Source organism: Acidiphilium sp. AL (genome assembly GCF_025499445.1).
GTDB classification, from domain to species: Bacteria; Pseudomonadota; Alphaproteobacteria; order Acetobacterales; family Acetobacteraceae; genus Acidiphilium; species Acidiphilium iwatense.
Window position 1 is genome coordinate 34,894 of the sequence record NZ_JAIMBZ010000001.1, and the last position, 17,916, is coordinate 52,809.

Annotated in this window: 20 protein-coding genes; 11 read left to right on the plus strand and 9 right to left on the minus strand. The window is 65.1% G+C overall.

The window, feature by feature from the left end:
• Nucleotides 1-179: 179 nt before the first annotated feature.
• Nucleotides 180-1,712 carry an acetolactate synthase large subunit gene (locus tag AiwAL_RS00130; RefSeq protein WP_262311870.1) on the minus strand — a complete coding sequence of 511 codons (1,533 nt, stop codon included), beginning with the start codon at nt 1,710-1,712 and terminating at the stop codon, nt 180-182.
• Nucleotides 1,713-2,106: 394 nt separating this feature from the next.
• Between AiwAL_RS00130 and AiwAL_RS00135 the strand changes: the two genes are divergently transcribed.
• The 4 genes from AiwAL_RS00135 (at nt 2,107) to AiwAL_RS00150 (ending at nt 3,703) form a co-directional block, all read left to right on the plus strand.
• The gene (locus tag AiwAL_RS00135; RefSeq protein ID WP_262311871.1) at nt 2,107-2,442 is read left to right on the plus strand and encodes a hypothetical protein; all 336 of its coding nucleotides are present in this window, start codon (nt 2,107-2,109) and stop codon (nt 2,440-2,442) included.
• Nucleotides 2,443-2,456: 14 nt separating this feature from the next.
• Nucleotides 2,457-2,663, plus strand: coding sequence for a hypothetical protein (locus tag AiwAL_RS00140; protein WP_262311872.1), 207 nt, complete (start codon nt 2,457-2,459; stop codon nt 2,661-2,663).
• A 313-nt stretch (nt 2,664-2,976) separates the two neighbouring features.
• Nucleotides 2,977-3,165, plus strand: coding sequence for a hypothetical protein (locus AiwAL_RS00145; RefSeq protein ID WP_235703404.1), 189 nt, complete (start codon nt 2,977-2,979; stop codon nt 3,163-3,165).
• A 118-nt stretch (nt 3,166-3,283) separates the two neighbouring features.
• Nucleotides 3,284-3,703 carry an NIPSNAP family protein gene (locus AiwAL_RS00150; RefSeq protein WP_235703405.1) on the plus strand — a complete coding sequence of 140 codons (420 nt, stop codon included), beginning with the start codon at nt 3,284-3,286 and terminating at the stop codon, nt 3,701-3,703.
• A gap of 102 nt (nt 3,704-3,805) precedes the next feature.
• Here AiwAL_RS00150 and AiwAL_RS00155 read toward each other — a convergent pair whose 3' ends face one another.
• The 3 genes from AiwAL_RS00155 to AiwAL_RS00165 are packed head-to-tail and all read right to left on the minus strand — an operon-like array spanning nt 3,806 to nt 5,118.
• The gene (locus tag AiwAL_RS00155; protein WP_235703406.1) at nt 3,806-4,165 is read right to left on the minus strand and encodes a DUF488 domain-containing protein; all 360 of its coding nucleotides are present in this window, start codon (nt 4,163-4,165) and stop codon (nt 3,806-3,808) included.
• A gap of 55 nt (nt 4,166-4,220) precedes the next feature.
• Nucleotides 4,221-4,598, minus strand: coding sequence for a VOC family protein (locus AiwAL_RS00160; RefSeq protein WP_235703407.1), 378 nt, complete (start codon nt 4,596-4,598; stop codon nt 4,221-4,223).
• A 22-nt stretch (nt 4,599-4,620) separates the two neighbouring features.
• Nucleotides 4,621-5,118 carry a hypothetical protein gene (locus AiwAL_RS00165; protein ID WP_262311873.1) on the minus strand — a complete coding sequence of 166 codons (498 nt, stop codon included), beginning with the start codon at nt 5,116-5,118 and terminating at the stop codon, nt 4,621-4,623.
• A gap of 83 nt (nt 5,119-5,201) precedes the next feature.
• On the opposite strand from AiwAL_RS00165, the gene AiwAL_RS00170 reads away from it, so the two are divergent.
• The 6 genes from AiwAL_RS00170 to AiwAL_RS00195 are packed head-to-tail and all read left to right on the plus strand — an operon-like array spanning nt 5,202 to nt 11,077.
• Nucleotides 5,202-6,035: an AraC family transcriptional regulator gene (locus AiwAL_RS00170; RefSeq protein ID WP_235703409.1), complete on the plus strand. Its 834-nt coding sequence runs from the start codon at nt 5,202-5,204 to the stop codon at nt 6,033-6,035.
• A gap of 53 nt (nt 6,036-6,088) precedes the next feature.
• Complete coding sequence (locus AiwAL_RS00175; protein WP_235703410.1) at nt 6,089-7,573, plus strand: replicative DNA helicase; 1,485 nt, start codon at nt 6,089-6,091, stop codon at nt 7,571-7,573.
• Between the two features lie 30 nt (nt 7,574-7,603).
• Entirely contained in the window at nt 7,604-8,416 is an 813-nt protein-coding gene (locus tag AiwAL_RS00180; protein WP_235703411.1) for an EcsC family protein, read from the plus strand.
• The gene (gene alr, locus AiwAL_RS00185; RefSeq protein ID WP_262311874.1) at nt 8,413-9,501 is read left to right on the plus strand and encodes an alanine racemase; all 1,089 of its coding nucleotides are present in this window, start codon (nt 8,413-8,415) and stop codon (nt 9,499-9,501) included. Before AiwAL_RS00180 ends, alr begins: the two co-directional genes overlap by 4 nt.
• Before the next feature lie 8 nt (nt 9,502-9,509).
• Entirely contained in the window at nt 9,510-10,295 is a 786-nt protein-coding gene (locus AiwAL_RS00190) for an ABC transporter permease (protein ID WP_235703413.1), read from the plus strand.
• Nucleotides 10,292-11,077: an ABC transporter ATP-binding protein gene (locus tag AiwAL_RS00195; protein ID WP_235703414.1), complete on the plus strand. Its 786-nt coding sequence runs from the start codon at nt 10,292-10,294 to the stop codon at nt 11,075-11,077. The genes AiwAL_RS00190 and AiwAL_RS00195 overlap by 4 nt, the downstream gene beginning before the upstream one ends.
• Nucleotides 11,078-11,212: 135 nt before the next feature.
• On the opposite strand, the gene AiwAL_RS00200 is transcribed toward AiwAL_RS00195, so the two are convergent.
• Together AiwAL_RS00200 and AiwAL_RS00205 are read right to left on the minus strand one after the other, a co-directional pair.
• Nucleotides 11,213-12,442, minus strand: coding sequence for a calcium-binding protein (locus tag AiwAL_RS00200; RefSeq protein WP_235703415.1), 1,230 nt, complete (start codon nt 12,440-12,442; stop codon nt 11,213-11,215).
• A 296-nt stretch (nt 12,443-12,738) separates the two neighbouring features.
• Nucleotides 12,739-13,740, minus strand: coding sequence for an NAD(P)H-quinone oxidoreductase (locus AiwAL_RS00205; RefSeq protein WP_262311875.1), 1,002 nt, complete (start codon nt 13,738-13,740; stop codon nt 12,739-12,741).
• A gap of 224 nt (nt 13,741-13,964) precedes the next feature.
• On the opposite strand from AiwAL_RS00205, the gene AiwAL_RS00210 reads away from it, so the two are divergent.
• Entirely contained in the window at nt 13,965-15,185 is a 1,221-nt protein-coding gene (locus tag AiwAL_RS00210) for an ABC transporter substrate-binding protein (protein WP_262311876.1), read from the plus strand.
• Nucleotides 15,186-15,548: 363 nt separating this feature from the next.
• Here AiwAL_RS00210 and AiwAL_RS00215 read toward each other — a convergent pair whose 3' ends face one another.
• From AiwAL_RS00215 to AiwAL_RS00225, 3 genes are read right to left on the minus strand one after another with little or no spacing between them, the layout of a single operon-like run.
• Nucleotides 15,549-16,202 (minus strand): c-type cytochrome, encoded by a 654-nt coding sequence (locus AiwAL_RS00215; protein WP_235705745.1) that lies wholly within the window; start codon nt 16,200-16,202, stop codon nt 15,549-15,551.
• A gap of 39 nt (nt 16,203-16,241) precedes the next feature.
• Nucleotides 16,242-16,703, minus strand: a complete 462-nt coding sequence (locus AiwAL_RS00220) for a hypothetical protein (protein WP_262311877.1) — start codon at nt 16,701-16,703, stop codon at nt 16,242-16,244.
• A 13-nt stretch (nt 16,704-16,716) separates the two neighbouring features.
• Nucleotides 16,717-17,913 carry a 4-hydroxybenzoate 3-monooxygenase gene (locus AiwAL_RS00225; protein ID WP_235705747.1) on the minus strand — a complete coding sequence of 399 codons (1,197 nt, stop codon included), beginning with the start codon at nt 17,911-17,913 and terminating at the stop codon, nt 16,717-16,719.
• Between the last annotated feature and the right edge of the window lie 3 nt (nt 17,914-17,916).

Genomic DNA, 17,916 nt, shown 5'->3' on the forward strand with positions numbered 1-17,916 from the left:
CGGGGAAATCGATATTCAAGAGGGACGGACCGCCCGCCCGGCGGTCAGATGCCGTCTATCTGTGTCAGCATCATGGCCGTATCACTGTTGCCGCACGAAAAATCCCCGGTCAATCGCCGAACTCAACATACTGTGCGATTGAATCGATCACTGTGGCAGATCGGGGACACACCATTGTCTCACCCGGTCAGCAACTCGATCAGGAACGGCCCCTTGTGCTCCACGCTCGACGCCAGCAACTCGTTCAGCCGCGCCATGTTCGGCGCCTGCGCCGCCGCGACCCCCATGCCCTCGGCGAGTTTCACGAAATTGAGGTCCGGGTTGCCCAGATCCAGCATCCCCAGCGCGGTCGGCCCCGGATTGGCGCCCACCCCGGCGAATTCATGGAGCAGGATCGCGTATTTCCGGTTGGCGAGCAGAATGACGGTGATGTCCAGGTTCTGCCGCGCCGCCGTCCATAGCGCCGCGATACTGTACATCGCCGAGCCGTCGGCCTGGATCGCGACCACCCGCCGCCCCGGCGCCGATACCGCGGCGCCCACCGCGGTCGGCAGCCCGCCGCCGATCGCCCCGCCCGGCACCTGCAGCCACAGATGCGGCGCCGCGCCATGGGTGAAGCGCGAGAAGCCGCGTCCGAACGAAATCCCCTCGTCGATCACGATGGCCTGATCGGGCAGAAGTGCCGCGATCGTCGTCGCGACCGTCTCCGGCTCGATCGCGCCCGTCGAAGGCGCGGGGCGCGGCGTGGCCGGAATCTCCGGCTCCGCGCCTTCGATCGCCTGAGCCAGCGCCGTCAGCGCCGCGCTGCCGTCCTGGTCGATCGCTGCGAGCGTATGCAGCGTGCAATCCTCCGGCCACAGCCGCCCCGGTTTGCCCGGATAGGCGAAAAATCCCACCGGCGGCTTCGCCTCGACCAGAATCAAATGCTTGATCCCCGAAAGCGTATGGATCGCCGCATCGATGAAATACGGAATCCGCTCGATCGGCGGACGGCCCTGGCCGCGCTCCATCCTTGCGTTGAACATCTCGGACAGCAGCTTGCAGCCGGTCGCGGCGGCAATCGCCGTCGCCTGCCGCAGCGTTGCGTCGCGCAGCGTCCGCCCGCCGAGCAGCAGCATCGCCGGCTCGCCCGAGCGCAGCACCTCCACCGCCGAGGCGATCGCCTCATCGTCCGGCATCGCCCGTGCCGGGACCTCGCACGTCTCGCCGGCCACGCCGCCTTCGGTCCAGGCGGTGTCGGCGGGAAGGATCAGCGTGGCGATCGTCCCGCTCCGCGCCGCGGCGATCGCCTCGGCGGCATCCCTGCCCACCGTCGCGGCGCTCTTGGCGGTGCGTACGAAGCCCGAGACCGGCCGCGCCCATCCCTCGGTGTCGGCGGTCAGCGGCGCATCGAGCGGCCGGTGATAGGTCGCCTGATCACCGACGATGTTCAAAATCCCCGAGCGCGCCCGCCGCGCATTGTGCAGATTGGCGAGCCCGTTCGCGAGCCCCGGCCCGCAATGAAACAGGGTCGCCGCCGGCCGCCCGGTCACCCGCCAATATCCGTCCGCCGCGCCCGATGCCACGGTCTCGTCCAGGCACAGCACGCAATTGATCCCCGGAATCCGGTCGAGCGCGGCGACGAAATGCATCTCGCTGGTGCCCGGATTGGCGAACACCGTGTCGATGCCGCACGCGATCAGCGTATGGACCAGACTCTCCGCACCGTTCATGATTTTGTTCCCCTCCGCGCCCTGAACCATGTCACCAACCCTGCCCGGTCTCGCCCAAAGCGGCAAGGGTGGACGATTGGCGATCACGGCCCCGCGCGACACCGCCACTCCCTGAAGCGAAGCACCGTGATGATACCAACGACCCGAATAATGGGCCGGCCTGTTTATCCTCATGCCGCCGGCATGAGTAGTTTCCGAGTCTATCGCTCCCGGCCGCCAAAGACTATGTTCCGAGTCAGAACCAACTAGATCTGAATCTTGATTGACCGGGGTCCGTCAAACGATGCCGTACCCGGCAATTCGCGCTCGATTGACGACACTGGTGGTAAAATAACATTTGCCGCGGCGGAGCCGATGCTTTTCGTTATTCCACAATTCTCAGGAGTTTTCGATCATGAAAAAATGTCTTTTCGCGAGTGCCGCTGCATTGATGTTGATGACCGGTGCTGCATTGGCACAAACCACCTCATCCCAGACGACGACGAGTTCCACCTCCGTAACGCCGCCTGTCGTTGCGCCGGCACCAGTCATTCCGCCGCCGAACGGTACGCTGAGCACGACGGAAAGCCAGCGAACGACCGACGCCTATGGCAATCAGGTTGATTCGAACAAGACGACCTATGGCAACGCAAACGGCGCCGCGAGCGATAGCACGACCACGACGACAATCCAGCCGCAGGTGTCGGCTACAACGACGACAAAAACGTCGACGACGAAATCGTCCTATTGAATCAGGAGAGTAACATGAAACGTAACCCATCGCGTCATCGGATTTTGCTAATCGCAACCATGATCGGCTTCACCGCCGTTCTGACCGGATGTGTCATCACCCCGGACCATGCCGCGAGAACGACGGAAACCACCACATCGTCTCAACAACCCGCGCTCATGCCGATGCCTATGCCGGGCACCGTCACGACGCAAACCACCCATACGCAAACCGTTCCGTAACCAGCGGCGCGTTTTGTTAGAAATTCAACCGCCTGACGCGGCTTTTCGCGGTTCAGGCGGTGATGCACGGAATATCCACGATTTTTCCGGAAAAACCTCTGCGCCACGGGCCATCACGGCGGCAACGGTAGGCAATGGGCACCAAACCGGGACATTGACCACGACGATCCCGTGAAGCCGACCCCCACGCTGACTCCGGCCGAATAACCTTGGCCGTCATTGCGACCGCGAGCGCAGCGAAGCGGGAAGCAATCCATCGCCCCGACCAGTTCCACGACCTTGCCGAATCATGCCCAAAAGGCTTTGCTAGGCCATGGTCGAATTCGCGAATGGTTTCATCTCCAAACATTTCCTCCGTTCCGTCTGGGCGCGTGATTACGAGGCATTCAAAGGATCGCCCGAGGAGCAGGCGCTTACCCAACGGCTCAAACGCTGGGCCGCCCTGTTTGATCCCGATTCGGAAGTTCGTTATCATCAAACCCGGCACCATTCGAACTTCTGAATCGAAAAAACACTGGCAAACATATGATTCTCGTGTGGTTTTTGGTTCTGAAGTTCCTGAAAGCGGCCGCCGCATATGCGTAGGAACTTCGGAACCACCACACTGGGCGGGCTCTTTTGTGCGCGGAACCCCCCTCAACATTTCGACCACGATCGCAGCATCCGCCCCGCCACTGCGCATAATCTCCCGGCGTTCAACCGCCGAAGGAGGCCGCGCCCATGATCACCTGTTTCATCCGCTACGAGATTGTTTCATCCGCTACGAGATCGACCCGTTCAAGACCGATGCGTTCGAGCGTTACGCCCGCGTTTGGAACGAGGCGATACCCCGCGCCGGCGCCAACCTGATCGGCTATTTCGCTCCGCATGAAGGGTCGAGCACGATCGCCTATGGCATCTACGACATCGAAAACCTCGCCGCCTACGAGCACTATCGCGCCCGTCTCGCGTCCGATCCCGCCGGGCGCGCGAATTTCGACTTTTCCCGGACCGAGCGTTTCATCCGCCGCGAAGACCGCATCTTTCTCCGCCGCGTCTGATCCGTCCCGATAATAATCCAATTCGTCCAATTTTCGCGAAAATAGGTCCGGGTTGGTGCCTTTGTTTCACGTGAAACAAACGACAGTTATTCTGACTTAATGTTATTTTTTAAAACGTCGCTCCATCATGTCGCGCAGCACGACGGCGTTGTTGTGCTCCGTATCATGCGCCGCGAACAGCAGTGTCACCGCCCCCGCGCGGCACAATTCCACGAGCCGCTCCAGCGGCTCCGGGTTTTTCGCCAGCTCCTGCCGATAGGTTTTGGCAAACCAGTCCCACCGCGCCGGATTATGGCCGAATTCCCGGCGCAATTCGTCGCTCGGCGCGATTTCCTTGAGCCAGAGATCGATTCTCGCACCCGCCTTGGCAAGCCCGCGCGGCCAGAGCCGGTCGACCAGAACCCGCATCCCATCCGCATCCTCCGGCGGATCATAGGCGCGGCGGAGCAGAATCCTGGCCATGGCACGATTCCTTATTGGTGGCGTTGCGTCCTTTCCTCACCACATGGCGCGCCGGTCACGCCGGAGCAAGGCAGACCGCTTCGATCCGGTAGCCATCGGGGTCGATCGCGAATGCCGCATAATAGGCGGCATCATAGTCCGGGCGCAGGCCTGGCTTGCCGTTGTCGCGCCCGCCGGCGCTCATGGCGGCGGCGTGAAATCCATCCACGCTCGCTCGCGTCGGCGCCTGAAAACAGAAATGCAAACCAGAGTCCAGGTCCGCCGGAACCGGCCGCAGCGCACGGTTGACCCAGAACACTGGCTCCCCTGTTCCATAGCCGAGTGAATCCGCCCCCGCGCTGAGGCAGGAATAGCCCAGGGGGTACAAGGCCGCGTCGTAGAATCGCCGTGCCGCGGCAATGTCGCGAACGCCGATGGAAACATGATCGAGCATCGTGTTCTCCTGTTGATTGACGTCAGGTTAGTCGGCGAGCGGCGAACTCGGATTGCAACCGCCACGTCGCTTCTCTGTCGGTCGAGCACTCGCCGAACCAGCGGAACGAGGTGGGCGCGATATCGGTGAACCGCCATCGCGTCGCGACGCCCTGGTCGGTTTTGCCGAGCTGGATGATGTCCGGCCCCTGAGCGCGGCCGATCTGGCGCGTGTAATACTGCCGGAGCGGATCGCTCCAGATGATATGCCAGGCATCGATGCCGGGATCGTAGATGCGCAAGGTGGTACCGTGGAAAACACCGGGAAGACTCCAGATATCCTGAATGGCGCGGCCTTCGAGTGCCCAGCCGAAGCGGATTTCGCCGCGTCCGGCATGGGTCCGGCCGTCCTCAGCATGGACGACGGCGTCCATCTCCCAGGCGCCGATGAGCCAGCCGTAAAGCCCCATTTTATCGGCGCGGTCGGAGGCCGGTCCATCCGAGAAGAGCAATTCGGCGAGCGAGGCAGCGGATCGGTTCATGGCGTGCCCGTGTGGTTTCGTGTGGTCTGTATCTAGGCGGGGCGGCCTCGACGGCGCTTGGGAAAAATTGCTATTTTGCCGACATGACGACGACATCGCACCTGCTGGCCTCGGGCTGCGGCTGGACGGTGCATGATGTCGTCTGCACGTCCGGCCCCGGCACCAGGCGGTTCGAAGAGCAGCATCATTCGATCAGCATCGCCGCCGTGACGCGCGGGAGTTTCCAATATCGCACGCGCCAGGGCGGGGCGACGCTGACGCCGGGCGCGGTGCTGCTCGGCAATCGCGGCGCGTGTTACGAGTGCGGCCACGATCACGGCGTCGGCGATCATTGCCTCGCGTTCCATTTTTTCCCTGACTATTTCGAGGAAATTCTTGCCTCGGTGCCGGGCGTCCGCCAACTCGCCTTCGCGGTTCCCCGCCTGCCGCCCTCCACATCATTGATCCCGCTCATCGCCGCGGCGGAGGCGGCGCGGGGTGACGGCATGGAACTGGAAGAAATCGCCTTGCGCCTCGCGGGCGCGGCGGCGGCGCTGCTCGCGCCGGCCGCGAGGCGTGCTGCCACACCGAGCCGGCGCGACGAACAGCGGGTCGGCGAAGCGCTCCGGCGCATCGAAGCCGGGATCGACCAGCCGATCGCGCTCGCCGATCTCGCGCGGGATGCGGCGATGAGCCCGTATCATTTCCTGCGGGTGTTTCGCGCCGTGGCCGGCATCACGCCGCACCAGTTCGTTCTCGCGGAGCGGCTTCGCCGCGCGGCGATCAGGCTCCGCCAGACGCGCGATCCGGTTTCCGCCATCGCCTACGACGCCGGATTCAACGATCTCTCGACGTTCAATCGCCGGTTTCGCGGCATCATGGGAGCGAGCCCGACGGCGTATCGCCGTGCGCAGCGTTTATCCCCTCTATCCACCTAATCCACAGGGCGATGCGCCTGTCGCCGACTCGCGCGAAGAGCTAGAAGGGCGCGATGAACGTCATCGAGTCGCCTTTGCTCGGCCTGTCCCAGCGCCTGCCGCCCGCCAATCTCGAAGCCGAGCAGGCGCTGCTCGGCGCATTGCTCGCCAATAACAAAGCCTATGAGCGGGTTTCCGAATTTCTCGCGCCGGAACATTTCGCCGATGCGGTGCATGGTCGCATTTTCGAGGCGATCGCCCGGCGGATCGAGGCCGGCCAGCTCGCCGATCCGGTTACGCTGCGCGTCAGCTTCGAGCATTCCGGCCTGCTCGACGATGTCGGCGGCCCAGCCTATCTCGCCCAGCTCCTCACCGCCATGGTCGGCGTCATCAATGCCGGGGATTACGGCCGCACCATCTACGACGCCTGGATCAGGCGCCAGTTGATCGATCTCGGCGAGGTCACGGTGAACCGCGCCTTCGGTGCCGAGCCCGAACTCGACGGCCCGTCGCAGATCGAGGCGGCGGAACAGGCGCTGTTCGACCTCGCGACCAAGGGCGGCGCCGAAGGCACCGCGATGAGCTTCGAAACCGCGCTGGCGATGGCGATCGATACCGCCGCCAAGGCCTTCGAGCGCGACGGCCGCGTCTCGGGCCTGACCACCGGCCTGACCGATCTCGACGGCAAGACCGGCGGGCTGCACCCGTCCGACCTGCTGATCCTCGCCGGCCGTCCCGGCATGGGCAAAACCGCGCTGGCGACCAAAATCGCCTTCGGCGCGGCGCAGGCGCTGCTGGCCGAGGCGCGGGCGGAAAATCCCAATGCCGAGGCGAAGCAATCGGTCGCCATTTTCTCGCTGGAAATGAGCGCCGAACAGCTCGCCACCCGCTTGCTGGCCGAGGAGGCAAGGGTGTCCTCGGATCGGATTCGACGCGGCGAGATCGGCCAGAAGGATTTCGACAATTTCGTCGCCGTCTCCCGCCGGATCGCCAGACTGCCGCTGGTGATCGACGATACCCCGGCGATCACGCTGTCCGCGCTGCGCACCCGCTGCCGGCGACTCAAGCGCACCAAGGGACTTGCGTTGGTGGTGGTGGATTATCTGCAACTGATGCGCCCGGCGGCGGGCACCAGGCCGGAGAATCGCGTTCTCGAAATCAGTCAGATCACCCAGGGGCTGAAGGCGATCGCCAAGGAACTCGCGGTGCCGGTGATCGCCTTGTCGCAGCTCTCCCGCGCGGTGGAATCGCGGGAGGACAAGCGGCCCCAGCTTTCGGATTTGCGCGAATCCGGCACCATCGAGCAGGATGCCGACGCGGTGATGTTCGTCTATCGTGACGAATACTACCTCCAGGCCAGGATGCCCAAGCAGATGGGCTTCGAGAGCGAGGACAAATTCCAGGCAGCGCTCGACAAATGGCAGCAGGACATGGAATCGGTGCACAACAAGGCGGAACTCATCCTCGCCAAGCAGCGCCACGGCCCCACCGGCAAGATCGACCTGTTTTTCGAGGCGGAATTCACTCGATTCGCCGATCTCGACACCCAACATGAGTAACATCGGGTGCAACGGAGAGGGGCGGAGTCGATGGTGACGATCGGAGGCAATGCCTGCGCGGGATTTTCCGAGGCCGACCAGGCGCTGATCGATCAGGCGGCGTCGCGCTTCGTCGCTTCGCGCGGCTTGTTCACCCGAGCGCTGAGCCGGGTCGGCCGCACCGCCGGCAGCGCGGTGGAACGCGCGGTGCTGTTCCTGGCGCCGAACGCGCGCGCGATCATCGAGGAATACGCGTCCGAAGCGCTCTGGTCGCTGCTGAGCGCGTCGCGGATCGGCCTTGCCGGGCGGAATGCCAGACCGGCGCGGGAGCAGATCTATCGCGGCGCGGTCGCGGCGAGCGGCGCGGTTTCCGGCCTTGCGGGCGGGGTGGTGTCGCTGGCCGATATTCCGTTCAGCATGGCGATGATGTTCCGCGCGATCGCCGAAATCGCGCGCAGCCATGGCGAGGATCTCGACGATTTCGCGACCCGCCGCGCCTGCCTGGAGGTGTTCGGCTTCGGCACGATCCGCAACGAAGATGAGGATATCGAGGCGAGCTACTGGGCGGTGCGTGGCGCGCTGACCCATGCGCCGGTTTCGATTTTTCTCCGCACCGTGGCGTCGCGATTCTCTCTCGTGGTGTCCGACCAGGTGCTCGCCTCGATGGTTCCCGTGGTCGGCGCGCTGGCCGGGGCAGGGGTGAATTATTTGTTCATGGGGCATTTCCAGTCGATGGCGCAGGTCCATTTCACGCTGCGCGCCTTGGAGCGCCGCTATGGCGACGCCGATGCGGTGCGCGCCTGCTTCGACCGCCATGTCGAGCATTATCGCCAGCGCAAGCAATTGTTCCGCCGCGCCGCATGAATCGTCCGACATTGACCATCGACGCCGAAGCGGTCGCGGCGAACTGGCGCGATCTTGCCGCGCGCCATGCAAGCTCTGGTGGCGGGGCAACGGCGGCGGCGGTGAAGGCGGATGCCTACGGGCTCGGCGCCGCGCTGATTGCCCCGGCCCTCGCCGCGGCCGGGTGCCGGCATTTCTTCGTGGCTTGTCTCGAAGAGGCGCTGGCGCTCCGCACCGCGCTCCCGGATCGCCGGATCGCGGTGATCAACGGCTGTCCGTCCGGGACCGAGCGGGAACTCATCGCCAACGATCTTCGCCCGGTGCTGAACTCGCTGGAGGATTGCGCACGCTGGCGGAACGCCGCGCGGGAAGCGGGCCGCGCGTTGCCTGCCCTTTTACATGTCGATACCGGCATGGCCCGGCTTGGCCTCGATGCGGCCGAATTCGCCCGGTTGCGCGAAACGCCCGATCTGCTCGACGGGATCGCGCTCGATTACGTGATGAGCCATCTCGTCGCCTCGGAGACGACGGACGCCCCGGAAAACGCGCATCAGGCACAGCGCTTCGCCGCAATCCGTGCGGCGTTCCCCGGTGTGACGACAAGCCTCGCCAATTCCTCCGGCATCTTCCTTGGCCCGGATTTTGCCTCCGATCTCGCGCGGCCAGGTTTCGCACTCTATGGCGGGAATCCGACGCCGGAGCAGAAAAATCCAATGCGGCCTGTGGTCACGCTCGCCGCACCAATCCTGCAAATCCGCGCGATCGAGGCGGGGGAGAGCGTCGGCTACAACGCGATCTGGCGTGCCGAGCGGCAATCGCTTATCGCGACGATCGGGGTGGGCTATGCCGACGGGATGCCGCGGTCCCTCGCCAATAGAATGACCGCGCGCTTCAAGGGGCGGGACGTGAGGCTGGTGGGCCGGGTTTCGATGGATCTGATGACGTTCGACGTTACCGATCACCCGGACATCGCGCCGGGTTCGATGCTGGAACTGATTGGGCCCGGCCATGATATCGACGATGTTGGACGCGAGGCCGGCACCAACGGCTACGAGATCCTGACCGGCCTGGGCCGGCGCTATCGGCGTGTCGCAAAATCGGTATAACAACCCCCATGAACCTCGTGCTCGATCCGGTGGCCGCGCTCGGCCGCCTCGTCCTCGGCCTGGTCTCCCTGCTCGGCGAATTGGCGATTTTCACCATCGCCGCCGTGTCCGGCCTGTTCCGCCCGCCGTACTATCTGCGCAATTTCGGCCGCGCGCTGATGGAGATCGGCTATTTCAGCCTGCCTGTGGTGGCGCTGACCGCGATTTTCACCGGCATGGTGCTGGCGCTGCAAAGCTATGTCGGGTTTTCGCGCTTCGATTCGCAGAGCGTGATCGCGAGCGTGGTGGTGCTGTCGCTGACCCGCGAACTGGGGCCGGTGCTCGCCGGGCTGATGGTCGCCGGCCGCGCCGGATCGGCGATGGCCGCCGAACTCGGCACCATGCGGGTGACCGACCAGATCGACGCGCTGTCCACCCTGGCGACCGACCCGATGCGCTATCTGGTCACGCCGCGCCTGCTGGCCGGGCTGATCGCCCTGCCGCTTCTGGTGGTGGTGGCCGATATATTGGGGGTGGCGGGCGGGTTTCTGGTCTCCACGATCCGGCTCGGCTTCAATGCTCCGGCCTATCTGCAGAGCACCATGACCTATCTGCACGCGAGCGACGTGATTTCCGGACTGGTCAAGGCGGCGGTGTTCGGCTTCGTGATCGCGCTGATGGGCTGCTTTCACGGCTATCGCTCGCGCGGCGGCGCGCAGGGCGTTGGCGGGGCGACCACGGCGGCGGTGGTTTCCGCCTCGATCCTGATACTCGCACTCGATTACGTGCTGACCCAGGCGTTCTTCGCGCCATGAGCACCCTTCAGGCGATGACGCCGAAGCTGCGCATTCGCGGCCTGCGCAAGGCATTCGGCGCCAAGCAGGTGCTGGACGGCGTCGATCTCGACGTGATGCCGGGAACCGGCATGGTGGTGATCGGCGGGTCGGGCACCGGCAAATCGGTGCTGCTCAAATGCATTCTCGGCCTGATCTGGCCCGATTCGGGCGAGATTCTGATCGATGGCGAGGACGTGCTGACCGCGAAACCGGCCCGCGCGCGGGAGCTGCGCGACCAGATCGGCATGCTGTTTCAGAACGGCGCCTTGTTCGACAGCCAGGCGGTGTGGGAGAACGTGGCGTTCGGACTGCTGGCGCGCGGCCTGGTGACCCGCGCCGAAGCGCGGGACGTGGCGGCGAAAGTACTGTCGCAGGTGGGACTGGACGCCGGTGTGGGCGAATTGCCGCCCGCCGAGCTTTCCGGCGGAATGCAGAAGCGGGTCGGGCTTGCCCGCGCGATCGCGGCGGAGCCGTCGATCATGTTTTTCGACGAGCCGACCACCGGACTCGACCCGATCATGGGCGCGGTGATCGACGGGCTGATCGTCGATTGCGTCAAACGGCTCGGCAGCACCTCGATCGCGATCACCCACGACATGACGAGCGCCCAGCGGATCGGCGACCGGATCGCGATGCTGCATGAAGGGCGGATCGTCTGGGAAGGCGAGGCGGAGTCGGTGATGCGGAGTGGGAATCCGCTGGTGGATCAGTTCACCCATGGACGGCGCGACGGCCCGATTCGGATGGCGCTGCGGAAATAGGCATCGCGGCTTGACCGGCACAGTCGGACGGATAGCTTCGCTGGGCTCGCTATGACATTACTTCAAAATACTGAACATAAAAAAACCCGGACTTTCGTCCGGGTTTCAGTCTGGCTTCCGTTATCGATTTACCGATCAGGTAATCACTTTGCCGCCCACGGAGCCGGCGATGCTCGCGGCGCTGACGCCGAGCAGCGTGATATGCGTGCCGTCGGAGAGGGTGACCAGGGCGCCGGTTTGGCCCTGGAAGGTGGTGCTGTTGATCGCGGTGATATTGCTACCGTTCATCGCGAACAGAGTGGATTTGGTGGTGCCGAAATTGGAAATGACATCGTTGCCGCCGACCCCGGTTGCCTGACCGAAGAAATAGATGTTGGTCGCGCCGGAGACGGTGGAGCCGGTCATCTGCGCGGTGCCGGTGCCGCCGAAGAAATACTGGGTGCCGGAGCCGCTGCTCGAAATCACGTCCGAGCCGTTACCGGCGTCGAACAGGTTGGTTCCGGTCACCGAACTGGCGAGCAGGGTTTCGTTGCCCGAGCCGGCGAAGAGGTAGTTGGTGGCCGACGTGGTGGCACCGCCGCCGCCGGCCTCCAGCGTATCGCCATTGCCGGCACCGACCAGGGTAGCGCTGCCGCTGCCACCGACCAGTAAGTTATCACCCGACGAGCCGCCGCCGAAGATGCCGCCGGCATTGCCGCCGAACACCGTCGCGCTGCCGGCGCCGGCAAGGACGGTCGCGGCCGCGCTGCTGGCATTGATGAAGTCGAGCTTGCCGGCATAGCCGGCGGGGGTGCCTGCGAAGACCGAGGCATTGCCGCTCGCGATGACGGTGTTGCTGCCGGCGAAGGTTCTGACCGTATCGGCGCCACCGGTTACCGCGGCAAGATTGTCGCCCCGCAGGTTGAGAGTGTCGTTGCCACCGGCGGCGATGACGGTGTTGCTGGTGCGCCCGGTGGTCAGATCGACGTTGCTGCTGGCGCCCAGAAGATACTGGGTGCTGGTGCTGCTGCCGTTGACCGTGACGGTTCCCGGAGCCTGGACGACGACCGAACTATAGATGCTGGCCACATCGACCACGCCGGCGGCGCCGGTGACGGAGCCGGAGGTGACCGCGCCGGTGCTGTCGGTATTGGTGAGTTCGAGGATGTTGCTGGTGCCAGCGATCGTCGAATTGAACAGCGCGCCGGTGATGAGATTGTTGTTGGTCAACCCCTCGGTGCCGCCCTCGACCGCGGTGCTGAGCCCGGTCAGCAGGGTCTGCAATGCGGTCGTGGTTGCACTGGAAACGCCCGAAAGGGGCACACTCACAAGGCCGGTCAGCTTACCGCCGCTGACGCCGCCAATAACCGTTACGGAACTGCTCATCCGGAAGCCTCCAAAAAACTTAATTTATGGTTTCCAGATAACCGACCCCGTTGTGCAAAGCAAGAAAAACTTGGGCTGGTTTGGTTAATTTTTTTTGCCCACGACCTAACGAACGACATAAAAAGGCAACAATTCCCTTGATTTCAACTCGAACTCGAAATACGCCCCGTTGCCCAAAAAATAGGCAACGGGGCAAGCCGCTCGGCTTGCCGACATTATTGTACACTAATGTTAGTACCAAGTGTCTAACATATCTTGGAGTCGCCAGCGATCGTGGGCAGACCGAAATTGTCTCACTAACTTATCTGTAGTATTATTTTTCCGACATGTTTGCCGCTTTCCATCAAATGATGTGCGTTTGCGACATCAACCCATGGTAGCGCGGCATGGATGACCGGGCGTACCCGACGTTGCGCGAACCAGGGCCATACAATTTTACGCAGCGATGCGGCGATCGCGCCTTTTTCCGCAGTGGTGCGCGGCCGCATGGTCGAGCCGGTGACGGTGAGACGCTTGAGCATGATCGGCAGGAGGTCGAGTTCGCTCACCTTGCTGCCCTCCATGAAGGCGATCTCGACCAGGCGGCCGCCGTGCCGGAGCGCGCGCAGATTTTTCTGGGTGTAGGGCGCGCCCACCATGTCCAGCACCACGTCGACGCCGTCGCCGCCGGTCATCGACTTGATTTCGGCGAGGAAATCGCTCGCGCGGTAGTCGATCGCGCCGGCCGCGCCAAGTTCGAGGCAGGCGGCGCATTTTTCCGCCGATCCCGCGGTGACGAAAATCTTCGCGCCGAACGCGGTGCCGAGCTGGATCGCGGTGACGCCGATTCCCGAGGTGCCGCCATGGACCAGGACCGATTCGCCGGGCGCGAGCCGCCCGAGATCGAACAGATTGGCCCAGACGGTGAAGCAGGTTTCCGGCAGGGATGCCGCCTCGATGGCGGTGTAGCCCTCCGGCCAGGGCAGGCATTGCGCCGCCGGCACCGCGACATATTCGGCATAGGCGCCGCCGTTGCAGAGCGCGGTCACCCGGTCGCCGACGCGCCATTCGGTCACCGACGCGCCGCAAGCGGCGATTGCGCCGGCGGCTTCGAGGCCGAGGATCGGGCTGGCGCCCGGCGGCGGCGGGTAGAGTCCCTTGCGCTGCTGGATATCCGGCCGGTTCACCCCGGCGGCTTCGACCCGGATCAGCACCTCGTCGGGCTTCGGCGCCGGGGTCGGGCCGGTGACGATGCGCATCTGCTCCGGCCCTCCCGGCGAATCGAGGACGACATGGCGCATTTCGGTGGGGAGGGTCATGGCCGGGCTCCTGATCTGTGCTAATTCGCGGTTAACATCATAGTCAGGATGATCGATCAACCTCGTGTGGTGGTTCTGAAGTTCCTAAAAGCGGCCGCCGCATATGCGTAGGAACTTCAGAACCAAAAACCACACGAAAATCATATGTTTGCCAGTGTCCTTTCGATTCGGAAGTTCGTATGGTGCCGGGTTTGATGATAACGAACTTCCGAATCGGGACACTCGTGACCGCTGATCTTACCCGCCGCACGCTGGTCGGCGCCGGCCTCGCCGGTCTCGCCTTGTCGAAAGCCTCGATTCCGCGGGCGATGGCGGCCAGTGCCACGACCCAGGCCGAGCCGGCGGCGTCCATCGTTCTCGGCGCCTTGTTTCCTTTTTCGGGCGCGCAGGCATTGGCGGGGGACGAGGCGTGGCGCGGCGTTGCGCTCGCGGTTCGCGCGGCGCGCGGCGCCGGGATGGCGCCGGTCCGGCTGATCCGCGCCGATGCCGCCGACCCGGCGCGCGCGGTCGATATTTTTGCGAAAAGCGGGGCGAAATCCGGGCCGGTGACGGCGATTCTCGGCACCGCGTCCTCCACGGCCTCGTTCGCCGCCACGGCGGCGGCGGAACTCGCCAAGATCCCCTATGCCGAACTCGACGCGCCGGCGGATGCGATCACCGCGCGCGGCTTCAAGATGCTGATCCGCACCGGCCTGACCACCGCCGATCTCGCCGCGTCCGCCAGTGCCGCGATCGCCGGGGTGATCGCACCCGGCTGGCACAGAGCGGCCGATACGCTGCGCATCGGCTTGCTGTTCGATGTCGGCGCCGCCGACGGCTCCTTCGCCGCCGCGATGATCGCCGCGTGCAAGGCGGCGAAACTGCCGATCCTGCTGACCATGGGCTATGCCACCGACGCGATGGACCTCGCCGCCGAGGTGGATCGGATGAAGCGCGCGCGCATCGACCTGCTGGTCCATGCCGGAAGGCCGGCACATGTATTGCTGCTTTACGAGGCGATGGACGTCGCGTCCTGGCGGCCGCGCATGATCATCGGCGCCGGAAGCGGCTATGGGCTGTCGGAAACCGGGTTCGCGCTGGGGCCGGCGATCGGGAACACGATGGCGGTCGGCTGTCCGCTCTACGCTTCGGGCGGGGCTTCCGCCGCGATCGCGGCGGCGTATCGGCGGCGCTACGCAACACAGCCGCGCGGTGCGGCGAGCCTGACCGCCTATGTCGGCGCGGCGCTGGTGCTGCAGGCGCTGCGCGGCGGCAAAACCCTGCCGGGGGCGCTGGCCGCGATCGACGCGCCGCGCGGGACGCTGGCCAATGGCTGGGGTGCGGCGTTCGATGCCTCGGGCCAGAACCGCCGCAGCTTCGCGACCTTGCAGCAATGGCGCGGCGGCGTGCTGGTGACGATCGATCCGGCGGTCAAGGGTGCGGCGAAGCCGGTCCTGGAACTTTGATAAGCCCTCATACCATGTCTCGCTGATCGCGACCCATGGTATTCGCTCTTTATGTTCGCGCGCGCGGCCCGCCAACCCGCGCGCATACCAAATCTCATGAGTCGAGATTCATGAGATTTGGTATCAGACGCCGGGCGGAGTTGCGCAAGATTCCGGCGATCCGCAGGATCGCTGGAAGCGCAACGGAGGGGGCGCTTCCACGCCATCGCGCCGCAAAGGCGCGTCCCGCGTCAGGGGCTTCCGCAGCTAAAGCTGCGCGTCCGCGTTGCGGCGGAGTGGCCAAAGGTTCCGGCAATCCGAAGGATTGCTGGAATGGCCATGGAGGCCGGCAGCGAAACGAGCTGACGCTACGTTTCGCTGTAATTATTTTCCATTCGATGACGGCGACGTGCTGGTCGGCGGCAGTGCGGCGAAATAGGCGGCGACCGCCTTGATCTGCTTCGGGCTGAGATTGACGGCGACATCACGCATCAGGTGCAGATTGGTCTCGTTGCGCGAGCCCTTTTGCCATGCGGTGAGCTGGTTCGCGAGATACTGTTCCGGCTGGCCGGCGAGGCGCGGAAATTCCGGCGGACGGCCCAATCCGCCGGCGCCGTGGCAGGAATCGCAGGCGGGGATCGCGCGGGGCGTGCCGGCGCCCGCACCCTTTGTCGCCAGGGTCGCGCCCAGATCGCCCTTGGGGGCGGCCGGCAGCGTGGCGGGAGCGACGACCGGCAATTGGCTGAAATAGGCGGCGACCGCTTTGCGGCTCGCGTCGTTCAGCCCGCCCGCGAAGCTTTTCATCATGTGGTTCTGGCGGCTGCCGTGCTTGAACGCATAGAGCTGCTGTTCCAGGTATCCGGCCGGCTGGCCGGCCAGGGCGGGAAACCCGGCGGCCGGATTGCCCATGCCGTTCGCCTGGTGGCAGCCGGCGCATTGCGCGACCTGCGGCGGCGGATTTGTGCTTGCCGCCTGGGCAGCGGCCAGCCCCGCCGCCATGATCGCGCCGCCGATGATCCATGTTTTCAAATCGCCCATCCGAGCCATCCCCATCTCACCATTGCCGATCATCCGTCACTACACGGTCGGGCCGTTCCGATCCATCCAGCACGGTGCCGGCGCGGGCGGTATCGGCGGTGCGACGCTGCGGGTGACGGCGAATGCCGAGCAGGCCGGGCCGGCGATGTGCCCGGCGATCGTGCTGCCGTCCCGCCCGACCATGCCGGACAGCGCCACCCGGACATAGAAAGGCGGGCGGGCGAGCCAGCGCGCGGGGTTCAGGGTGATGCGCCGCGTCGCGGCGTCGTATCGGCCGCGCATCATGAAGCAGCCTTGCGGCACGTGCGGGTTGGCGGCGAGGGCGTGGAAATAGAAGATCGCGCTGATCCGGCTCGGGCCTTGCGCGGTGATTTGCAGGGCGAGCGCGGTTTCGCCCTGGGCGCAATCGTAGCTTCCCTGCCAGAGCCCGACCGGCGGGGACGCCGCGGCGGCGCTGCCGGCCAGTGCCGCTGCGAGGGTGAGTTCGGCGAGAATGCGCATGATCCGGTTCCTTTCAGGCGAGCGGCAGCCCGACGTAATTCTCCGCCAGCGCGGTCTTGCCGGCGACGGAGCTGGCATAATAATCGAGTTCGGCGTGCTGCATGCGCCGGTCGAAGGCGGTGTGGCCGTCGAACCGGTGCATCATCGAGGTCATCCACCAGGAAAATCGCTCGATTTTCCAGATCCGCGCGAGGCAGGTTTGGGTATAGCGTTCGAGCGGCGCCGGGTCGGCACGGTTCAGCATGGCCTCGATCGCGCGGGCGAGGATCGCGGCGTCCGCGATCGCCGCGTTCAGCCCTTTGGCGCCGGTGGGCGGCACGATATGCGCGGCGTCGCCGGCGAGGAACAGCCGTCCGTCCTGCATCGGTTCGGCGACGTAGGAGCGCATCGCGGTGACACTTTTCTGGAAGATCTCGCCGGTTTGCAGATGGAATCCGTCATGGGCGAGCCGGAGCGACAGCTCGTCCCAGATGCGGGAATCCGGCCAGGCGGCGATATCCTCGTCCGGCGCGCATTGCAGATAGAGGCGGCTGACGCTGGATGAGCGCATTGAGAGGAGGGAAAACCCGTTCTGGTGGCTGGCGTAGATCAGTTCGTCCTTCGCCGGCGGCGCCTTGGCGAGGATGCCGAGCCAGCCGAACGGGTAGGTGCGGTCGTATTCGCGCAGGCGCTCGGCGGGCAGAGCGGCGCGACCGATGCCGTGAAACCCGTCGCAGGCGGCGACGATGTCGCAGGCGAGGAATTTCGATTGACCTTCATGCATGTAGCGGATGACCGGCTGGCCGGTGTGGATGTCCGCGATGCCGGTCGCCTCGGCCTCGAACAGGATCTCGCCGCCGGATGCGAGGCGCGCCGCGATCAGGTCGCGCACCACCTCGTGCTGGCTGTAGAGCATGACGTGCTTGCCGGTGAGCGCGGCGAAGTCGATCCGGTGCAGCGCGCCGTCGAACAGCAGGTTGGTGCCGTCGTGGCGAAAGCCGATCGCGTCCATGCGGGTGCCGAGGCCGGTTTCGCGCAGCAATTGCGCCACCTCGTATTCCAGGATGCCGGCGCGGATGCGGGTTTCGACATGGTCGCGGGTGTGACGTTCCAGCACGATGCAGTCGATGCCGGCGCGGGCGAGCAGATGCGCGAGCATCAGCCCGGCGGGCCCGGCGCCGATGATGCCGATCCGGGTGCGCCGGGCCGGGCTGGCGGTTCTGGCGGTCATTCC

Coding starts and splice junctions, on each gene's coding strand:
- AiwAL_RS00225 (WP_235705747.1), bottom strand. CDS start 17,913: ATGACCGCCAGAACCGCCAGCCCGGCCCGGCGCACCCGGATCGGCATC.
- AiwAL_RS00215 (WP_235705745.1), bottom strand. CDS start 16,202: ATGGGCGATTTGAAAACATGGATCATCGGCGGCGCGATCATGGCGGCG.
- AiwAL_RS00220 (WP_262311877.1), bottom strand. CDS start 16,703: ATGCGCATTCTCGCCGAACTCACCCTCGCAGCGGCACTGGCCGGCAGC.
- AiwAL_RS00175 (WP_235703410.1), top strand. CDS start 6,089: ATGAACGTCATCGAGTCGCCTTTGCTCGGCCTGTCCCAGCGCCTGCCG.
- AiwAL_RS00130 (WP_262311870.1), bottom strand. CDS start 1,712: ATGAACGGTGCGGAGAGTCTGGTCCATACGCTGATCGCGTGCGGCATC.
- AiwAL_RS00180 (WP_235703411.1), top strand. CDS start 7,604: ATGGTGACGATCGGAGGCAATGCCTGCGCGGGATTTTCCGAGGCCGAC.
- AiwAL_RS00170 (WP_235703409.1), top strand. CDS start 5,202: ATGACGACGACATCGCACCTGCTGGCCTCGGGCTGCGGCTGGACGGTG.
- AiwAL_RS00190 (WP_235703413.1), top strand. CDS start 9,510: ATGAACCTCGTGCTCGATCCGGTGGCCGCGCTCGGCCGCCTCGTCCTC.
- AiwAL_RS00155 (WP_235703406.1), bottom strand. CDS start 4,165: ATGGCCAGGATTCTGCTCCGCCGCGCCTATGATCCGCCGGAGGATGCG.
- alr (WP_262311874.1), top strand. CDS start 8,413: ATGAATCGTCCGACATTGACCATCGACGCCGAAGCGGTCGCGGCGAAC.
- AiwAL_RS00205 (WP_262311875.1), bottom strand. CDS start 13,740: ATGACCCTCCCCACCGAAATGCGCCATGTCGTCCTCGATTCGCCGGGA.
- AiwAL_RS00200 (WP_235703415.1), bottom strand. CDS start 12,442: ATGAGCAGTTCCGTAACGGTTATTGGCGGCGTCAGCGGCGGTAAGCTG.
- AiwAL_RS00195 (WP_235703414.1), top strand. CDS start 10,292: ATGAGCACCCTTCAGGCGATGACGCCGAAGCTGCGCATTCGCGGCCTG.
- AiwAL_RS00135 (WP_262311871.1), top strand. CDS start 2,107: ATGAAAAAATGTCTTTTCGCGAGTGCCGCTGCATTGATGTTGATGACC.
- AiwAL_RS00145 (WP_235703404.1), top strand. CDS start 2,977: ATGGTCGAATTCGCGAATGGTTTCATCTCCAAACATTTCCTCCGTTCC.
- AiwAL_RS00165 (WP_262311873.1), bottom strand. CDS start 5,118: ATGAACCGATCCGCTGCCTCGCTCGCCGAATTGCTCTTCTCGGATGGA.
- AiwAL_RS00160 (WP_235703407.1), bottom strand. CDS start 4,598: ATGCTCGATCATGTTTCCATCGGCGTTCGCGACATTGCCGCGGCACGG.
- AiwAL_RS00140 (WP_262311872.1), top strand. CDS start 2,457: ATGAAACGTAACCCATCGCGTCATCGGATTTTGCTAATCGCAACCATG.